14 protein-coding genes are annotated in these 17985 nt (G+C 50.1%); all 14 read left to right on the top strand.

Annotated elements, in window-relative coordinates; all coding sequences use genetic code 11:
- Positions 1-55: 55 nt before the first annotated feature.
- The 14 genes from infB (at position 56) to WGC32_RS02295 (ending at position 17984) form a co-directional block, all read left to right on the top strand.
- Positions 56-2833 carry a translation initiation factor IF-2 gene (gene infB, locus WGC32_RS02360; RefSeq protein WP_342680553.1) on the top strand — a complete coding sequence of 926 codons (2778 nt, stop codon included), beginning with the start codon at positions 56-58 and terminating at the stop codon, positions 2831-2833.
- A gap of 82 nt (positions 2834-2915) precedes the next feature.
- On the top strand, positions 2916-3260 hold the full coding sequence (rbfA, locus tag WGC32_RS02355) for a 30S ribosome-binding factor RbfA (protein WP_191481888.1): 345 nt from the start codon (positions 2916-2918) through the stop codon (positions 3258-3260).
- Positions 3261-3281: 21 nt separating this feature from the next.
- Positions 3282-4253, top strand: coding sequence for a DHH family phosphoesterase (locus WGC32_RS02350; RefSeq protein WP_342680552.1), 972 nt, complete (start codon positions 3282-3284; stop codon positions 4251-4253).
- A gap of 3 nt (positions 4254-4256) precedes the next feature.
- On the top strand, positions 4257-5150 hold the full coding sequence (gene truB / locus WGC32_RS02345) for a tRNA pseudouridine(55) synthase TruB (RefSeq protein WP_342680551.1): 894 nt from the start codon (positions 4257-4259) through the stop codon (positions 5148-5150).
- Between the two features lies 1 nt (position 5151).
- Entirely contained in the window at positions 5152-6108 is a 957-nt protein-coding gene (locus WGC32_RS02340) for a bifunctional riboflavin kinase/FAD synthetase (protein ID WP_342680550.1), read from the top strand.
- A gap of 169 nt (positions 6109-6277) precedes the next feature.
- A complete protein-coding gene (gene rpsO / locus WGC32_RS02335) occupies positions 6278-6541 on the top strand; it encodes a 30S ribosomal protein S15 (protein WP_191481934.1) in 264 nt (87 codons plus the stop codon).
- A 220-nt stretch (positions 6542-6761) separates the two neighbouring features.
- Entirely contained in the window at positions 6762-8879 is a 2118-nt protein-coding gene (locus WGC32_RS02330) for a polyribonucleotide nucleotidyltransferase (protein WP_342680549.1), read from the top strand.
- A 129-nt stretch (positions 8880-9008) separates the two neighbouring features.
- On the top strand, positions 9009-9302 hold the full coding sequence (locus WGC32_RS02325) for a hypothetical protein (RefSeq protein ID WP_342680548.1): 294 nt from the start codon (positions 9009-9011) through the stop codon (positions 9300-9302).
- A 125-nt stretch (positions 9303-9427) separates the two neighbouring features.
- Complete coding sequence (gene proB / locus WGC32_RS02320; RefSeq protein ID WP_342680547.1) at positions 9428-10216, top strand: glutamate 5-kinase; 789 nt, start codon at positions 9428-9430, stop codon at positions 10214-10216.
- Positions 10217-10230: 14 nt separating this feature from the next.
- Positions 10231-11469 carry a glutamate-5-semialdehyde dehydrogenase gene (locus tag WGC32_RS02315; RefSeq protein ID WP_462933611.1) on the top strand — a complete coding sequence of 413 codons (1239 nt, stop codon included), beginning with the start codon at positions 10231-10233 and terminating at the stop codon, positions 11467-11469.
- 46 nt (positions 11470-11515) lie between these two features.
- A complete protein-coding gene (locus WGC32_RS02310) occupies positions 11516-12319 on the top strand; it encodes a hypothetical protein (RefSeq protein ID WP_342680545.1) in 804 nt (267 codons plus the stop codon).
- A 738-nt stretch (positions 12320-13057) separates the two neighbouring features.
- On the top strand, positions 13058-14068 hold the full coding sequence (locus WGC32_RS02305; protein ID WP_342680544.1) for a sugar ABC transporter substrate-binding protein: 1011 nt from the start codon (positions 13058-13060) through the stop codon (positions 14066-14068).
- Positions 14069-14642: 574 nt separating this feature from the next.
- Positions 14643-15671 (top strand): sugar ABC transporter substrate-binding protein, encoded by a 1029-nt coding sequence (locus WGC32_RS02300; RefSeq protein WP_342680543.1) that lies wholly within the window; start codon positions 14643-14645, stop codon positions 15669-15671.
- A gap of 825 nt (positions 15672-16496) precedes the next feature.
- Positions 16497-17984: a sugar ABC transporter ATP-binding protein gene (locus WGC32_RS02295; RefSeq protein WP_342680542.1), complete on the top strand. Its 1488-nt coding sequence runs from the start codon at positions 16497-16499 to the stop codon at positions 17982-17984.
- Position 17985 lies beyond the last annotated feature (1 nt).

Genomic DNA, 17985 nt, shown 5'->3' with positions numbered 1-17985 from the left:
GGAGAGAGATAGAAGATGTAAAACGGTGGCCGCAATGACAAGGAGGTAACGCCCAGTGATCATAAAGTACAGAGTCCACGAGGTCGCAAAAGACCTGAATGTCCCCAGCAAGGATGTCATCGATCTGCTCGGTGAACATTTCGATACCCCTAAAAAACATATGACAGCGTTGACAGAACAGGAGCTAAATCTTGTTTTTGAGTATTTTACACAGAAAAATCAGGTGAAGGACTTTAATGCCTATTTCGCATCCGGCCTTAAAAAGGAAGCGCCGAAGGCCCCGGCAAAACCGGCAGTAAAGGCGCCGGCTCCCGCCCCGGCAAAATCAGAACCAGCGGAGGTCAAGGCGGAGGAGAAGACTGCCGCCCCGGCTCAGCCGGCTCCTCAGAAGCCCCAGGAGGCAAAGCCGGCTCCGGCACCCCGTGCCCAGCAGCCAGCTTCTCCCCGCTCCGATGCGCAGGAACGGCCTCGCGCCCCCTATCAGGGGAATCAGCAGGGTGGACGTCCAGCTTATCAGGGCGGCCAGCAGAACAACCGCGGTTCCTTCCAAGGTGGCCAGCAGGGAAGCCGTCCGCCTTATCAAGGAAATCAGCAAGGTGGACGCCCAGCCTATCAGGGTGACCGGCAGAACAACCGTGGCTCCTTCCAAGGCGGTCAGCAGGGCGGCCGGCCCAATTACCAGGGTGGCCGGCCTTCTCAGGATGGCCGACAGGGCGGACGTCCGGCCCATCAAGGCAATGGCCGCCCCTTCCAGAAAGGGGAGCAGGGAACCAAGCGCCCGGCGCAGAATAAGCAGCTGCCCCAGCGCCAGGCTCCGACCACTGCGGGAACCAACTCCAATGTCTCTACCATTGATAAGGATAAGAATGTCCGCTATGTAGATATGCGGGCAGCCCAGGTAGACCTGGACAAATACAACGAGCACTATGAGCAGATTGCTCCTGCTTCCGCCATCACACGGGATAATGTGCAGAAAAAGCAGAAGATCAACCAGCGCAGCGCCCAGCGTGGAAAATACGGACGCAAAAAGGAGACGGAGGCAGAGAAGCTCCGCCGCATCGAGGCTGAACGGGCGAAACGGCCTCAGATGCATCTGGTTCTTCCCGAAGCCATTGTGGTGGGAGAGCTTGCTTCCAAGCTGATGGTGCCGGCGGCCCAGGTCATCAAAAAACTGATGGGCCTTGGGGTCATGGCCACTGTCACCGAAACCATTGATTACGACACCGCTGCCCTAGTGGCCATGGATTTCGGGGCCAAGGTAGAAAAAGAGGTAGTCATCACCATTGAGGAACGTCTGATCGACGACAGCGAGGACGACACCGATTCCCTCCAGGAGAGAAGCCCGGTTGTGGTGGTTATGGGCCATGTTGACCACGGAAAGACCAGCCTTCTCGACGCTATCCGTCATTCTGATGTCACCGCCACCGAGGCCGGCGGTATCACCCAGCACATCGGTGCTTATCGGGTGAAGATTAACGATAAATACATTACCTTCCTGGATACCCCCGGCCATGAGGCGTTTACCTCTATGCGTGCCCGCGGCGCCCAGGTTACCGATATTGCCATCCTGGTGGTAGCCGCTGATGACGGCATCATGCCCCAGACGGTGGAGGCCATCAACCATGCCAAAGCGGCGGGAGTTTCCATCATTGTGGCCATTAACAAGATGGATAAACCGGAAGCCAATCCCGAAAAGGTGAAACAGGAGCTGACAGAGTACGAGCTGGTGCCAGAGGAGTGGGGCGGCGACGTCATCTGTGTCCCGGTTTCTGCTAAAACCCACGAAAACATCGATACCCTGCTGGAAATGGTCCAGCTGGTTGCCGATATGAAAGAGCTGAAGGCCAATCCCGACCGCCTTGCCAAGGGCACTGTGATTGAGGCAAAGCTGGATAAGGGCCGCGGTCCTGTAGCCACGGTATTGGTGCAAAACGGCACCCTTCACACCGGCGATGTCATCATCGCGGGCACAGCCCTGGGCCATGTCCGGGTGATGCTGGATGACCGCCATCGCAAGGTGACCGAGGCCGGCCCCTCTGTTCCGGTGGAGATTACCGGCCTTTCTGAGGTGCCGTCTGCCGGAGACATCTTCAACTGCGTTGAGGACGAAAAACTGGCCAAGGAACTGGTGGAACAGCGTAAGCATGAGCTGAAGGAAGAACAGTTTAGCACCTATCAGAAGGTCACCCTTGACAATCTCTTCTCCCAGATCGAGCAGGGCGAGGTCAAGGAGTTGCCCATCATCATCAAAGCCGACGTCCAGGGCTCGGTGGAAGCAGTCCGCCAATCTTTGGAGAAGCTTTCCAATGACGAGGTGCGGGTCAAGGTGATCCACGGCGCTGTGGGCGCGGTCAGCGAATCTGATGTTATGCTGGCCGATGCATCCAACGCCATTATCGTAGGCTTCAACGTCCGTCCTGACCCGGTAGCCAAGGACGCAGCGGAACGGGATGGGGTGGAAATCCGTCTCTACCGTATTATCTACGATGCCATTGAGGAGATTAAATCCGCCATGAAAGGCATGCTGGCCCCCAAATACAAGGATGTGGATCTGGGCCGTGCAGAGGTGCGCCAGGTGTACAAGATCTCCAATGTTGGCGCCGTGGCCGGATGTTATGTGTTGGAGGGCAAGATTACCCGCAGCGCCAACATCCGTATCGTCCGGGATGGCATCATCATCGCCGACGACAAGCTCGACAGCCTCAAGCGGTTTAAAGACGACGTCAAAGAGGTTGCTTCCGGCTACGAGTGCGGTATGAGCCTGGAGAAATTCAACGACATCAAAGAAGGCGACATATTTGAAGCATATGTCGTGGAAGAATACAGAGAATAACAAGGAACTGGTTACCAGCAGGCAGTTTGCCTGCTGGTAATTTCTCATCGGCTCTCTATGGGCCAGTAAGGAAGTGAAAGAGATGGCAGGATACAAAGTGGACAGAATCAGTGAGGATGTCAAGAGAGAGCTGACCGATATTATGCGCTCCCTCAAGGATCCCCGCATCAGCGGACTGATTACCATTGTCCGTACTGAAATGAGCAAGGATATGTCCCAGGTGAAGGTTTACGTCAGCTCTATGGATGGGATAGAAGGGGCCAAGGAGGCCGTCAAAGGCCTCAAGAGCGCAGCAGGCTTTATCCGCCGGGAGATCAATCTCCGGCTGAAGCTGCGCTGCTCCCCGGAATTTAAGTTTATCCCGGATGACTCCATAGAGCACAGCGCCCACATCTCCAGCCTGCTGCGGGAGCTGGATCATGAGTAATTGCCGGAGGGAAGGACAGCCATGACAAAGACAAAGGATCAAAAGAGAATTTCGGTGGAAGATGTAGCGTCGATGCTCAGGCAGGGGGAGGATTTTTACATTCTCTGCCATCAGCATCCTGACGGGGATACCTTGGGTTCCGCCTTCGGGCTTTACTACGCGCTGAAAAAACTGGGAAAGCGGGCAAAGGTTTTGTGTTCTGACCCGATCTCGGAGCGGTACGGCTACATGACCAAGGACTACCTGGAAGAAGAGTTTGCCCCCGGTATGATTGTGGCGGTGGATATTGCCGATACCCAGCTCTTTGGGGAAAAACTTCTTCCCTATAAAGGCCGGGTGGATTTGTGCATCGATCACCACCCCTCCAACATATTTTATGCGGAGCGTGTCCTTTTGGAAGACCAAAGCGCCGCCACCGCTGAGGTGATCTATGAGGTCATCGAAGCAATGGGGATAGCATGGGACCCAGTGATGGCATCGGCCATCTATACCGGGATTTCCACCGATACCGGCTGTTTCCGCTATACCAACGTGACTGCCCGCAGCCATCGGATCGCGGCGGACCTTTATGATAAAGGGGCCATGGCGGGGATGATCAACCGGATCATGTTTGACACCAAGAGCCTGAGCCGCATCCGGATGGAGCAGATGGCCCTTTCCTCTATGGAGTATCACTTTAACAACCGGTGCGCTTTCATCGTCGTATCCCTGGATGCGATTCGGCAGACGGGGATCAGTGACAGCGAACTGGACGGTATTTCCGCCATTCCCCGCCAGATTGAAGGGGTACAGGTTGGGGTCACCTTCCGGGAAAAGGAGGGCGGCTACAAAATTTCCGTCCGCACATCGGAGGAAATTGATGCATCCCATCTATGCGGCAAATTAGGGGGCGGCGGCCATGCCCGTGCTGCCGGCTGCTTTATTGCGGAGGATTTGGCCCATGCCAAAGAGATGGTCCTGCTGGCTCTAGCCCCAGTGATGGAGGGCAGATAGTCAATGGACGGAATCCTCTGTGTGAACAAACCTCAGGGCTTCACCTCCTTTGATGTGGTGGCGAAGCTGCGGGGGATGACCAAGACCCGGCGTATTGGCCACAGCGGCACCCTGGATCCCATGGCCACAGGGGTGTTGCCGGTGCTTATCGGCACAGCCACCAAAGCCTGTGACCTGATGCCGGATCAGGATAAAAAATACCGGGCCCGGCTGCGGCTGGGGGTTACCACCGACACCCAGGACATGACGGGGAACATCCTTACCCAAAGGGATGCCCGGCCGACGCAGGCAGAGATTCTGCAGGCAGTGGAAGGCTTTCGGGGGGAAGGAATGCAGATTCCGCCCATGTATTCCGCCATTAAGATCGGCGGCCGGAAGCTGTGCGATCTGGCCCGGGAGGGCATTACGGTAGAACGCCCTCCACGGCCTATTACCGTGTATGGTATTTCTGTCCTCTCCATGGAGGGCGATGAGGTGGATTTTGACGTCCACTGTTCCAAAGGCACCTATGTGCGCACTCTTTGCCACGATATCGGCGAGAAGCTGGGATGCGGGGCGGCTATGGTTTCCCTGGAGCGAACCATGGCCTGCGGCATCTCCATCGACCAGTGCCTGACTTTGGAAGGGATCCAGGCACTGGCTGACACGGGGAAACTGGAAGAGGCGCTTTTGCCGGTGGAATCTGCCTTCAAAGAGCTTCCGGAGGTGCGGTTGGGAAACCGCCAATTTGGCCAGTTTGTCAACGGTGTCAAACTGGATTTAGAAAGGATTTCCTGCCCTGAGGCCAAGGGCAACCTGCGGGTTACCGGGGAGGACGGCACCTTTGGCGGACTTGCCTATCGGGATGAGGAGGAAGGAAAGCTGCGGATCAGAAAGCTATTTTGGGGGAGGCAATAATTTGGTTACTTCCTATACATTACAATATCAGATAAAGACGCCAACAGCGGTGGCTCTGGGCCTGTTTGACGGGGTCCATAAGGGCCATCGGGCGGTGATCCAGAAAGTGGTAGAACAAAAATCCGCTGGCCTCACCCCCTGCGTCTTTACCTTTACGGTCCATGGGGAAAAGCCTGCCTCTAAAAAAGGATATTTGGCGATCATGTCAGGCCGCCGCAAAAGCGAAATTTTTGCACAATTGGGCATTGAAATAGAGCTTTGTCCTGCTTTTGACCAATTCCGAGATCTCACCCCCAGAGAATACGTAGAGAAAATCCTGGTAAAGGGACTGCAGGCCAAGTATGTGGCCTGTGGCTATGATTTCCGCTTTGGCAAGGGGGCAGCCGGAGATGTCGGCACCCTTCGTCAGCTGTGCGGAGAGTACGGGGTAGAGGTCTGCGTGGTAGATCATATTGACGATGGAGGATGTCCGGTCAGCTCTACCCGGATCCGGGGACTGATTTTAGACGGGGAGATGGAAGAAGCCAACCGGCTGCTGGAAAGTCTCTTTACGGTGGATACCAAGGTGATCCACGGCCGCCGGTTGGGAAGGAAGCTGGATTTTCCCACCATCAACCAGCCCTTTGAGAAGGGGCATATTATTCCGCGGTTCGGAGTTTACGCCTCCATCGCTTATGTGGATGGGGCATGGCGCCCCGGCGTCACCAATGTGGGGATCAAGCCCACGGTAGAGGTCAAAGATCCCCTGGCGGAGACCTATATCCTGGACTTTGATGGGGACTTATATGGAAAAAGTGTGGAGGTGGCACTGCTTTCCTTCCTGCGGCCGGAGAGAAAATTCGACTCCATCGAACAATTGAAGGAGCAGATCAGCCAGGACAGTGAGGCCGCCCGGCGCATTTCCGGCGCCTACCTGAAAAACCGGAGAATAGAGGAAAGAAATTTACAAAAAATATAGACAAAAAATCATCTCTATGGTATCCTATACTAGTTAGTGGGATAGGAGAAAGTCCATCTATACTCACAGCCCTACCGTATGCATGGAATAGGGAGTAAGCCCCTGAGGGGAAGTGCCTGCCCTTTTCTATGGTACCGGTAAATATTTTAAAAAGAGGTGCATTTCTATGCTGGACAAAGCAGTCAAAGCCCAGATCATCGCAGACAACGCCACCCATGAGGGTGACACCGGTTCTCCTGAGGTACAGATCGCTATTCTGACCAAGAGAATCAACGAGCTCACCGAGCATCTGAAGGTCAACAAAAAAGACCATCATTCCCGGAGAGGCCTTCTGAAAATGGTTGGTAAGAGAAGAAATCTTCTCAACTACCTGATCAAAAAAGATATCAACCGTTATCGTGCAATCATTGCAAAACTGGGTATCCGTAAGTAATTTTGCTATGAAGGCAGGTGTTTATTGCACCTGCCTTCAAATGCATATTTACCTTTTGCATTCCGGTGATGCCGGGGGCAGAAAATAGAATATCCGAGGCAGTTGCCTGCTTTTTAAGCGCATGGTTTTAGCAGTGCATCGGGGACGCAAGCGGAGGTTTGCGTAACGGATGAATTGCTAAACCAGGGTGGATTGCCTCGCAGAAAATGGAGGTCATGTCATGTTCGAAAATTTCCGCGTGTTTGAAACCGAGCTGGCCGGAAAGAAGATTTCCTTTGAAACCGGTAAGATGTGCTGCCTTTCCAACGCGTCCGTCCTGGTGCGCTATGGCGAGACCACAGTGCTGGTGAACGTCACAGCGTCCAAAAAGCCCAGAGAGGGAATTGATTTCTTCCCCCTGTCGGTGGACTTTGAGGAAAAGCTTTATGCTGTGGGTAAAATCCCCGGTTCCTTCCTGAAGAGGGAGGGCCGTCCGTCTCAGAAAGCCATTTTGGCTTCCCGTTTGGTGGATCGCCCCATTCGCCCCCTCTTCCCCAAATATATGAGAAACGATGTTTCCGTTGTCATGACGGTGTTGTCCGTTGACCCGGACTGCTCTCCGGAGATCGCCGGTATGATCGGCACCTCCTTCGCCCTGTCCATTTCCGATATCCCCTGGAACGGCCCCATTTCCGGCGTCGCCCTGGGCCTGGTGGACGGCAAGGTGGTTATCTGCCCCGATGAGGAGCAGAGAAAGGTTTCCGATATGGCGGTAACTGTGGCTGGCTCCAAAGATAAGATCGTCATGATCGAGGCAGGCGCTAACCAGGTGCCTGAAGATGTCATGCTGGATGCCATCGCCCAAGGCCATGAGGAAATTAAGAAGATGGTAGACTTTATCGCCGGTGTCCAGGCGGAGATCGGAAAAGAGAAGTTTACCTTTGAGTCTATGGAAGTAGACCACGACTTCTTTGAAAAGATCAAAGAATTTGCGGAAGAGCGTGTCAAAGAGGCGCTGGATACCGATGATAAAAACGAGCGGGATGCCAGATTGGCTCCCATTGTTGAAGATATTCACGCCAAGTTTGATGAGGAATATCCAGAGCTGGTCGACACGGTGGATGAGTGTATGTACCAGTTGCAGAAGCAGATTGTCCGGGCATGGCTCAAACAGGGCAAACGTGTGGACGGCAGAGGCCTGGATGAAATCCGCCCGCTGGATGCCGAAGTCGGGCTCATCCCCAGAGTCCACGGCTCCGGTATGTTCACCCGTGGACAGACCCAGGTGCTCACCATTGTCACCCTGGGCCCGGTCAGCGATGCCCAGATCCTCGACGGTATCGACGGCGAGGATTCCAAGAGATATATGCATCAGTATAACTTCCCCTCCTACTCGGTAGGTGAGACCCGGCCCAGCCGCGGTCCTGGCCGCCGCGAAATCGGCCACGGCGCCCTGGCAGAGCGTGCGTTGGAGCCGGTGATTCCCTCGGTGGAGGAATTCCCCTATGCTTATCGTCTGGTGTCTGAGGTTCTCTCCTCCAACGGTTCTACCTCCCAGGGCTCCATCTGCGGCTCTACCCTGGCTCTGATGGATGCCGGTGTGCCCATCAAGGCGCCGGTGGCAGGTATCTCCTGTGGTTTGATTACCGACGGCGACGACTGGATGACCATGGTGGACATCCAGGGCTTAGAGGATTTCTACGGCGACATGGACTTTAAGGTAGGCGGTACCGAGAAGGGTATTACTGCCATCCAGGTGGATATCAAGGTAGACGGCCTGACGCTTCCTATTATAAAAGAAGCCTTTGAGAAAACTCGGAAGGCCAGAATGTATATCCTCAACGAAGTAATGCTCAAGTGCATTCCTGAGCCTCGGGCAGAGCTGTCCAAATACGCGCCGAAGATGCTTACCCTCACCATTGATCCAGAAAAGATCCGTGAGGTTATTGGCTCCGGCGGCAAGGTGATTCAGAGAATCTGCGCGGAGTGTAATGTCAAGATTGACATTGAGGACGACGGCAAGGTCTTTGTCTCCGGTGTGGATATTGACGATGCCCGCCGTGCCGTCCAGGTCATTGAAACCATTGCCAACGATCCGGAGGTGGGCGCCCTCTATAAAGGAAGGGTAACCCGGCTGATGAATTTCGGTGCCTTTGTGGAGATCGCTCCTGGCAAAGAGGGCTTGGTCCATATCTCCAAGCTGGATCTCAAGCGGGTAGAGAAGGTAGAAGATGTGGTCACCGTGGGGGATGAGATTATCGTCAAGGTGACGGAAATTGATTCCCAGGGCAGAATTAACCTGTCCCGGAAGGACGCCTTGATGGAAATTCAGGCCAAGAAAAATAAAGAGAAAGAATAATAAGCAGCGACTGCTGAAAAAGGCCCCGGAACCAGGAAGTTTCGGGGCCTTTCTTATAAATTTTCTTTTCGTGAGCGGGTATTTGTGCTATAATGATGTCTACACGAAGTGCAAAAAAGGGGAAAGATCATGAAAAAGAGATTGATTGGAATCATGTTATGTATAATACTGGTTTTGAGCGGTGCGCAGACCGCTTTAGCAGCTCCAGTTCGATATGAGGAGGAAACTGCTCCCGTATCCACTACGGCGCCCCAGACTACAACAACCTCCGCCATCGAGACCAACAGTGACGGAACGATTAAGCTGACCAGAGAACAGGACATCGCTGTTATATTTTTCTCCCTGCTGGCCATAGGCGGGGTGGCCCTTGGCCTGGCAGAGAAGGCCAGAAAAAATAAGCGGGGCCCCTTGCGGAGAGACTAATTCGTCAACCAAAAAGGAAAATGACGCTTTGTCCTAAACTTCTGATCCTGTTTGATCACAGAGAATAATTGCCCTTCTACTTATTTATATATAATAGTATACTTGACAGTTGAGGAGATGAAATGGTGAACTGTTTTGAACAAGCAAAACGGGTTGTAGTCAAGGTGGGAACTTCTACCCTGACCTATGATACGGGGCTCATCAACATCCGCCATCTGGAAAAACTGGTGAAGACCCTTTCGGATTTGAAAAACTCGGGCAAGGATGTCATCCTGGTTTCTTCCGGTGCCATTGGTGTTGGCGTGGGGAAATTGGGCCTGAAAGAACGACCTCAGGACACCCCTTCTAAACAGGCGGCGGCCTCGGTGGGGCAGTGTGAGCTAATGTACCTGTATGACAAATTGTTCGCTGAGTACAACCACACCATTTCCCAGGTGCTGATTACCCGGGACTCCATTGACGACCCGGTGCGCAAACAGCATGTTGTCAATACATTTGAGCGGCTGATGGATTATGGAGCCATCCCCATTGTCAATGAAAATGACACGGTATCTGTAGAGGAAATCGAATTTGGCGACAATGATACCCTCTCCGCCATTGTAGCAACCATTGCCCAGGCGGATGTGTTGGTGGTAATGACGGATGTGGACGGTTTATATGACGCTGATCCTAGAACCTGTGAAAATGCAAAACTCATCCGCCAGGTTGCTCAGGTGGACGACGATCTGATGGCCAAGGCTTCAGGAGCTGGAACTCGCAGAGGGACAGGCGGGATGATTACCAAGCTGAATGCCGCCCAGTTTGCTATGGAGCACGGCATTGATATGGCCATTGTCAACGGGAAAGATCCTTATATTCTTTATCGCTTATTTGAAGGACAGCAGGTGGGTACCCACTTTATACGGAAAGGTTGATGGATGTGGCACAGATGATAGAGATCGGCCAACGGGCCAAAAAAGCATCCCAGGTGCTCATGTGTGCGGGCACGATGGAAAAGAACCGAGCGCTTTTGTCCATTGCAGCCGCTCTGCGGAAATCCAAGGACAGGATTATGGAAGAAAATGCGCTGGACATCCAGGCGGCAAAGGAAAATGGGACCAGCGCCGCTATGATCGATCGTCTCACCCTGAGCGACGCGCGGATCGAGGATATTGCCGCCGCAGTGGAGAAAATCGTGGATCTGGAGGATCCTGTGGGGACCATTGACACAGGATTTGTCCGCCCCAATGGGCTCAGCATCCGGAAAACCCGCGTCCCTATGGGCGTGGTGGGCATTATCTTTGAAGCCAGGCCCAACGTGACGGTGGATGCGGCGGCTCTATGCCTGAAATCCGGAAATGCTGCCATCCTCCGGGGCGGTAAAGAGGCCATTCATTCCAATCAGGCACTGGCAGAGGTGATGCGGGACGCCATTGAAAATACGGGCCTTCCGGCGGACAGCGTTATCCTGATTGAAGATACCTCCAGGGAAAGCGCCACAGAGATGATGAAACTCAATGGTTATATCGACGTGCTCATTCCTCGGGGAGGTGCAGGTTTGATCCGGGCAGTGGTGGAGCAGGCCACAGTACCGGTTATAGAAACCGGCGTAGGCAACTGCCACATTTACATTGACAAGAGTGCTGATGTCCAGATGGGGGCTAATATCATCTTTAACGCAAAGACCTCCCGACCCTCTGTGTGCAACGCTGCGGAGACACTGCTTGTCCATCAGGATATCGCCCAGGAGTTTTTACCGGTGGCAAAGGCCCTGTTAGATACCAAGTATGTGGAGCTGCGGGGCTGCCCGAGAACAGCATCCATTTTAGGCCCTAGCGTCAAACCGGTGACAGAAGAAGACTATGCCAAGGAGTTTTTGGACTATATCCTGGCGGTGCGGGTAGTGGATAACCTAGATCAGGCAATTGAGCACATCCGGACATATTCTTCCGGCCACAGTGAGTGTATTGTCACCCGTGATCTGGAAAATGCCCAGCGCTTTGCCGCTTCCATCGACAGCGCGGCGGTTTATGTCAATGCCTCCACCCGGTTTACTGATGGTGGAGAATTCGGTTTTGGTGCCGAAATCGGCATTTCCACCCAAAAGCTTCATGCCAGAGGCCCTATGGGATTGCGGGAGCTGACAACGACCAAATATATCATCTATGGCGATGGCCAGGTGAGATGATATTTGCTTGAGAGGTCCACAGAAAGTGGCAGAAGGGATAGGTGATATGGATTTGGATAACAATATGCCTTTGGTTCCCGATGAGGATTTGGGAGAAGATCAGAAACTAATTAAGCCCGGCCGAGGGAAAAAAGTGGGGAAACACAAACGGAAAAGCAAGTATGCGGTGGCTGGGGCGATCCTTTTATGTTTGGCCCTGGTCGGCGTCATTGCTGTAGTTGTTTCTAGCATACGGCTGACAGGGAATATTCTTGATAATACAGGCCAGAAGGAAAAGCTGGAGCGGTATTTGCAGCCGGTGGTCATGTTTAACCCAGTACCTTTTGACAATGTGGAGGATGCCGATCCTTTGGTCATTCTTCAATCGGCTATTTGGTATACAATCATTAATGAGCCCGAGGAGAAACAGACATTTGACGATTACGGTATGCGGGTGCTCAAGGTAAGCGATGTAGATGTCAGCGGCGCGGAGCTGTTTGGAAGCAGTTTGAAGCTACAGCATCAGAGCTTTGGCGACTTTGATATCAGCTATATTTATGAAGAAGAGGAGCAAGTCTACAAAATCCCAGTGACGGCTATGATGGCAAGCTATAAGGCTCAGGTTATTACTATGGAACGGACAGCTGATGGATACGAGGTCATTGTAGGATATGTGCCGACCAGCAATGACTGGATGGTGGATCTACAGGGCAACACTTATGAGGCCCAGCCGGACAAATATATGAAATATATTCTCAAAAGGGAAAAGAACCAGTATTATATCGCGTCCATTCAAAACCCCAGCGCGGATGAACTGCCAGAGGGCAGCGCTGCTATGGCTACGACAGAAGCTCCAGAGGAAGCGAAGTAAAAATAGGGACAGTGTATACTGTCCCTATTTTTTATAGAATAAATAACTGGCCGGTAAAAAGGGAGAAAATGAATTTATATAAAATTCCGATAAAAAAGAAAAACAGAAAAGAAAACTATCATTAACTAAAAAAACAATAAAAAATAAAAATGAAGCCATTATACAAAGAAAAACAAATGATTTGGCAGTTTGTTGAGACTTTTCATAGCAACATCACTATAACATACTATAATTCACGAGAAAAAGGTCAAAAGTTACTATTGTGGTGGGTAACGAGCAAACGGGAAAATAGACAAAAAATAAGCCGTTTATTGTACGTATTTACCATGTACAAGGAGAAAGAAAGTAAGTAAAAATGTATTATTTTTACATACGAGTCCAGGAAAGCTATTTGTGACTAAATTGTTAATTTAAAATATACTTGTGCCAAAAGTTAAAAAAATATGCGGTTTGAAGACGTAAAAGTTACACAGAGGCGACAAAAAATAGAAAGTAGGAAAAAGTGAAGGGAATAACTACCTATTAACAATTTAGTCATAAATATAAAAAGCTGATATTTATCAGCAAAATTAAGAAATCGAATTAAAATATTGTCAACATAACTAAAAAAATGCGGTGATAAATGGAAAGTTGCTTCTAGAAAAATATACAACTTAGTAGGTATAATAAATACAACCTCAAAAAAGTGAGGAAAGAGTACAAAATCTGGCTTCGGCCGGAGAAAGAGGAGGAAAACCCATGAAAAAACTTTTGGCTCTTGTGCTGGCTGTACTTATGGTAGTTACCGTATTTGCAGGCTGCGCATCCAGCGACGGCAGCAGCTCTACTGCTGACAACGGTTCCAGCAGCTCTACTGCTGATGACGGTTCCAGCTCTGCTGCAAGCGACGGCCCCTACAAATTTGGTTATAGTGCAATGACCATGAACAACCCCTTCTTCGTTTACATCAGCGATACTGCTAAAGCAATCGTTGAAGGCAACGGCGACGAGTATGTAACTGCTGACCCCCAGATGGATCAGGCAAAACAGATCGCTGGTGTTGAGGACATGGTTACTCAGGGCATCGATGTTCTGCTTCTGAACCCGGTTGACACCAAGGGCGTTCGTCCTGCTCTGGATGCTTGCCAGGAAGCTGGCGTTCCCATCGTTAACTTCGACGCTGACGTTTATGACACCGACATGGTAAAGTCCATCCTGGTTTCCAACAACTACAAAGCTGGCCAGGTCGTTGGCGAGAGAGTTGCTCAGGACTTCCCTGATGGCTGCACCATCGCTATCTTCGATTCCCCGACAGCAAAATCCACTCTGGACCGTGTACAGGGCTTTACTGATGCTCTGAACGATTCCGGCATTGAGTATGAAGTTGTTTTCCAGCAGGATGGTAAAGGCGATACTCAGATTACCCTGGGTCTGGCTGAGAACTGCCTGCAGGCTAACCCCGACGTCGATGTAATGTTCGCTGGTAATGACCCCTCCGCTATGGGTTGCGTAGCTGCTTGTGAAGCTGCTGGCAAGATCGGCGAAGTTTACATCTATGGCGTTGACGGTTCTCCTGAAGGTAAACAGGCCATCAAAGAAGGCAAAATGCATGGTACCGGTGCTCAGTCTCCGAAATCCATTGCTGAGCAGTCTGTAGAGGTTGCCTATAAGATTCTTGCTGGCGAAGAGGTCGAGCATGATATCGCTGTTGACGTATTCCTGATCAGCCCGGACAACGTTGACGAGTACGGCACCGATACTTGGCAGTAATAAGGAAGCATCGCTTCTGTTTTGATGCCAACATAATGAATCAAAAGGCCCTGCGTATGCAGGGCCTTTTTTGTTAAAGAATGGAAGAATACTCTAAGCATCAAGAATATCCAGAAGAAACAAGGAAAACTTCTTTATGTTTTTTTGCTAAACGAAGTCACGTTTTTTCCGGAAGGAAAGTAGATATTTTTCACAAAGCAAAATGGCACTTGTATTATTGTTATAAATTTTGACTAATTTGTGAACAAAGGAAAACATAGGGAATGATAGCTGAATCCATTGGGATAACTGTGTCAAATTGCTTTTTTATCGAAAGAAAATGTCATGTCATATTGGTGCCAAAGCCGGAAACATAAAATATTGGACCTTTTCATTAAATAAAAATAAAGAAAAGGATAGAAAAAAAGCGGATTAACGAAAAAAAGAAAGAAATTCAGATAAGTTAACTATTTAATAGGCGTTTTTTGTGTAAGTTGCACGTAGAAAAAGTACAACTTTGATATTATAATAATAGACAACCTCAGATATGAGGAAGAAAAAGTCCAGGACATTCTGGCACTGAAGGAGGAAAATTATGAAAAAGTTATTGGCACTTGTATTGGCAGTACTTATGGTAGTTGCCGTATTTGCAGGTTGCGCATCCAGCGACGGCAGCAGCTCTACTGCTGACGATCAGAGCAGTTCTGCTGCTCCTGGTAATGATGCTACTTCCGGCGATGACGCGGCAAACGAAGGCCCCTACAAATTTGGTTATGCACCCCCGACCATGAATAACCCCTTCTTCGTTTACATTGAAGGCGTTATGAAAGACAGCCTGCATGAAGGCGACGAGCTGGTCACCATCGACCCGCAGCAGGATAACGCAAGACAGGTTGCTGGCGTTGAAGACCTCTGCACCCAGGGTTGTGACGTCGTTCTCCTTTGCCCCTTCGATTCCGAAGGTATCCGTCCGGCACTGGATGCTTGCAAAGAGGCTGGCGTTCATGTCGTTAACTTCGACACCGATGTAACTGACGAAGATCTGGTTGACGTTATCCTGGTTTCCGATAACGTAAACGCTGGTTATGTTATGGGCCAGAGACTGGTTGAGGACTTCCCCGATGGCGCTCAGATCGCTATCATCAACAGCCCCACCGGACAGGCTACCAGAGACCGTGAGCAGGGCTTCCGCAATGCAATTGAAGAGGCCGGCGGCGAAGATGCTGGTTATGTTATCGTTGCTACCCAGGATGGTAGAGGTGAGACCCAGTCCGCTCTGGCTCCCGCTGAGAACATCCTCCAGGCTAACCCCGATGTAGACGCTTTCTTCGCAATCAATGACCCGTCCGCAATGGGTGTTGTAGCTGCTCTGGAAGCTCAGGGTAAAGCTGGCGAAGTCCATGTTTACGGCGTTGACGGCGCTCCCGAAGGCAAACAGGCCATGAAGGAAGGCACCATGCATGGTTCCGGCGCTCAGTCCCCGAAGGGCTTAGCTGAAGGTTCCGTTGAGCTGGGTTATAAGATCCTGGCCGGCGAGGATGTTGGCGAGCACAAACAGTATGTTGAGACCTTTGCTATCACTCCTGACAACGTTGACGAGTACGGCGTTGATAGCTGGCAGTAATCATACAAGATTGCTCAGCACCAAAAATAATTGGTAATGAAAACACCCCTACCTTGTGGTAGGGGTGTTTTTTATATGGATGCGGGAGCGGCATTATATTCTGGCGGAATATAGGAGCCAGCTGTAGATCGTTTCCTAACAAAAAAGTTGTATCTTTTGCTTTTTATGAGGTATATACAACTTAAGAAGGAATACGTTTAAAAAATAAAAGTGAAACAAAAAAATAAAAATCCTTTTTGGTGGCGTCCTTAGTAATATTTGGGTACAAGCACTCATATATATGGGGTATCTTCAGAGAAATCAGGAGAAGTTCGTGGGAAACCCGGGATTTGGCAATCAAAGCGTAAAGTGGTATACAGGCGGAGAAAATAATGAAAATAAAAAAATAAATAATGAAGTGTTTGTGAATAACCCATAAAAAATTATGATGAATTTCGACGGATGGTATATTGAAAAGCTGAGGTTCGACAGCTATAATAATAACATCACATTAAATTTATAGATTTGTTAAACTTTACTAGTTTTCGAATGATTGCTAAGGGCTCTAGCAATCTAACAGACATGGGAAAAGCCTTAAAAAAGATGTCTTTTGCCTATGTTCATGAAACTAGTGTTAGGTCAAACGATCTATAAATAAGTGGTTTTTTCATAGCCTTTTGTTTATTTTACCGAGAGGCTGATGGAAAGTTTCTGTCATTGACAGAGGACTGGAAAGGCAGGAAGAGGCTGTCTCCTCTTGCTGTTTTTCGAGAGGTACTGAATGTATGCTTGAAGCTGCTTCAGAATATTTTCAGTGCTTATCTTAGCAGAAGAAGGTGAGAATCTGTGGGAAAAACTGTATTAGAAATGAAGAACATTCATAAGCAATTTCCTGGAGTCTATGCCTTGAATAGTGTTGACTTCGAACTAAAAGCAGGCGAAGTACATGCATTGCTCGGTGAGAATGGTGCAGGTAAATCTACCCTGATTAAGGTTCTCGGCGGTATTTATCATCCCGACCAAGGTCAAATCATTATTGATGGCAAAGAGGTTAAGATTAACTCGGTTCCGGACGCTGACGCGGCTGGCGTGAGTATTATCCACCAGGAAATTATGACGGTGCCTTATATGACAATTGCTGAGAATATTTTCCTCGGCAAGGAGCCTCGTACAAAGTTGGGCACTGTGGATCATCAGCGGATGATTAGAGAATCCCAGGTATTAATCGATAGCTTCCATATGAATATGAAGGCAAATCGTAAGGTCATCGCACTGAGTATTGCCCAGCAGCAGATGGTTGAGATTGCGAAGGCAATTGCTATCGACGCAAAGATCGTGGTCATGGACGAACCGACTTCTTCCCTGACGGATAAAGAGGTTGAGCGTCTGTTTGAGATCATTGAGCAGTTAAAGTCGCAGGGTATCGGAATTATTTATATCTCTCATAAGCTTGAGGAGCTGTTCCGAATTTGTGACCGCGTAACTGTCATGCGTGATGGTCAATATGTCGCTACCAAGGTCATCGCTGAAACAAACCAGGATGAGCTCATCGCATTGATGGTTGGCCGTACGCTGGGCGATTACTATCACAGAACCTTCCACGAGTTGGGCGATGTGATTTTGGAAGTAAAGAACGTCAAGGGTGGATTGGTAAAAGAAGCCAGTTTCCAGCTGCGCAAAGGAGAAATCCTTGGTTTTGCGGGATTGGTTGGTGCCGGTCGTTCTGAACTGATGAAAGACATCATCGGCCTTGATAAACGCGACGGCGGTGAAGTCTTCATTGATGGCAAAAAGGTTGAGTTCCACGGCGTTCAGGATGCGAAAAAGGAGGGCCTTGTTCTTGTTCCTGAGAACCGGAAGAGAGAAGGCTTGGTCCTGAAAAATGAGGTTGGCTTTAATATGACCATCTCTGTTCTGGAAGACTTCATTAAAGGCATCAATGTCAACCGGAAAAAAGAGAATGAGATTATCAACACCTACGTTGAAGCAATGGCGATTAAGACCCCCTCTACCCGTCAGCTAATTGGTAACCTGTCCGGTGGTAATCAGCAGAAGGTTCTGATCGGTAAATGGCTGGCCGCACATCCTAAGATTTTAATCCTTGACGAGCCGACTAGAGGTATTGACGTCGGTGCAAAAGCTGAAATTTACCAGATTATGAATAGCCTTGCGGAGCAGGGTGTATCTATCATCATGATTTCCTCCGAAATGCCTGAGCTTATCGGTATGGCTGACCGGATTTATGTCATGTATGAAGGCGAAATTACCGGCGAAGTCGACAGAAAAGACTTCACGCAAGAGAAAATAATGTATCATGCAGCAGGAGGAAGATAAA

Origin of the sequence: Zongyangia acetica (genome assembly GCF_038739695.1) — a bacterium.
GTDB lineage: Bacteria > Bacillota > Clostridia > Oscillospirales > Ruminococcaceae > Zongyangia > Zongyangia gallinarum.
This window is presented reverse-complemented; position numbering and strand designations above follow the sequence as displayed.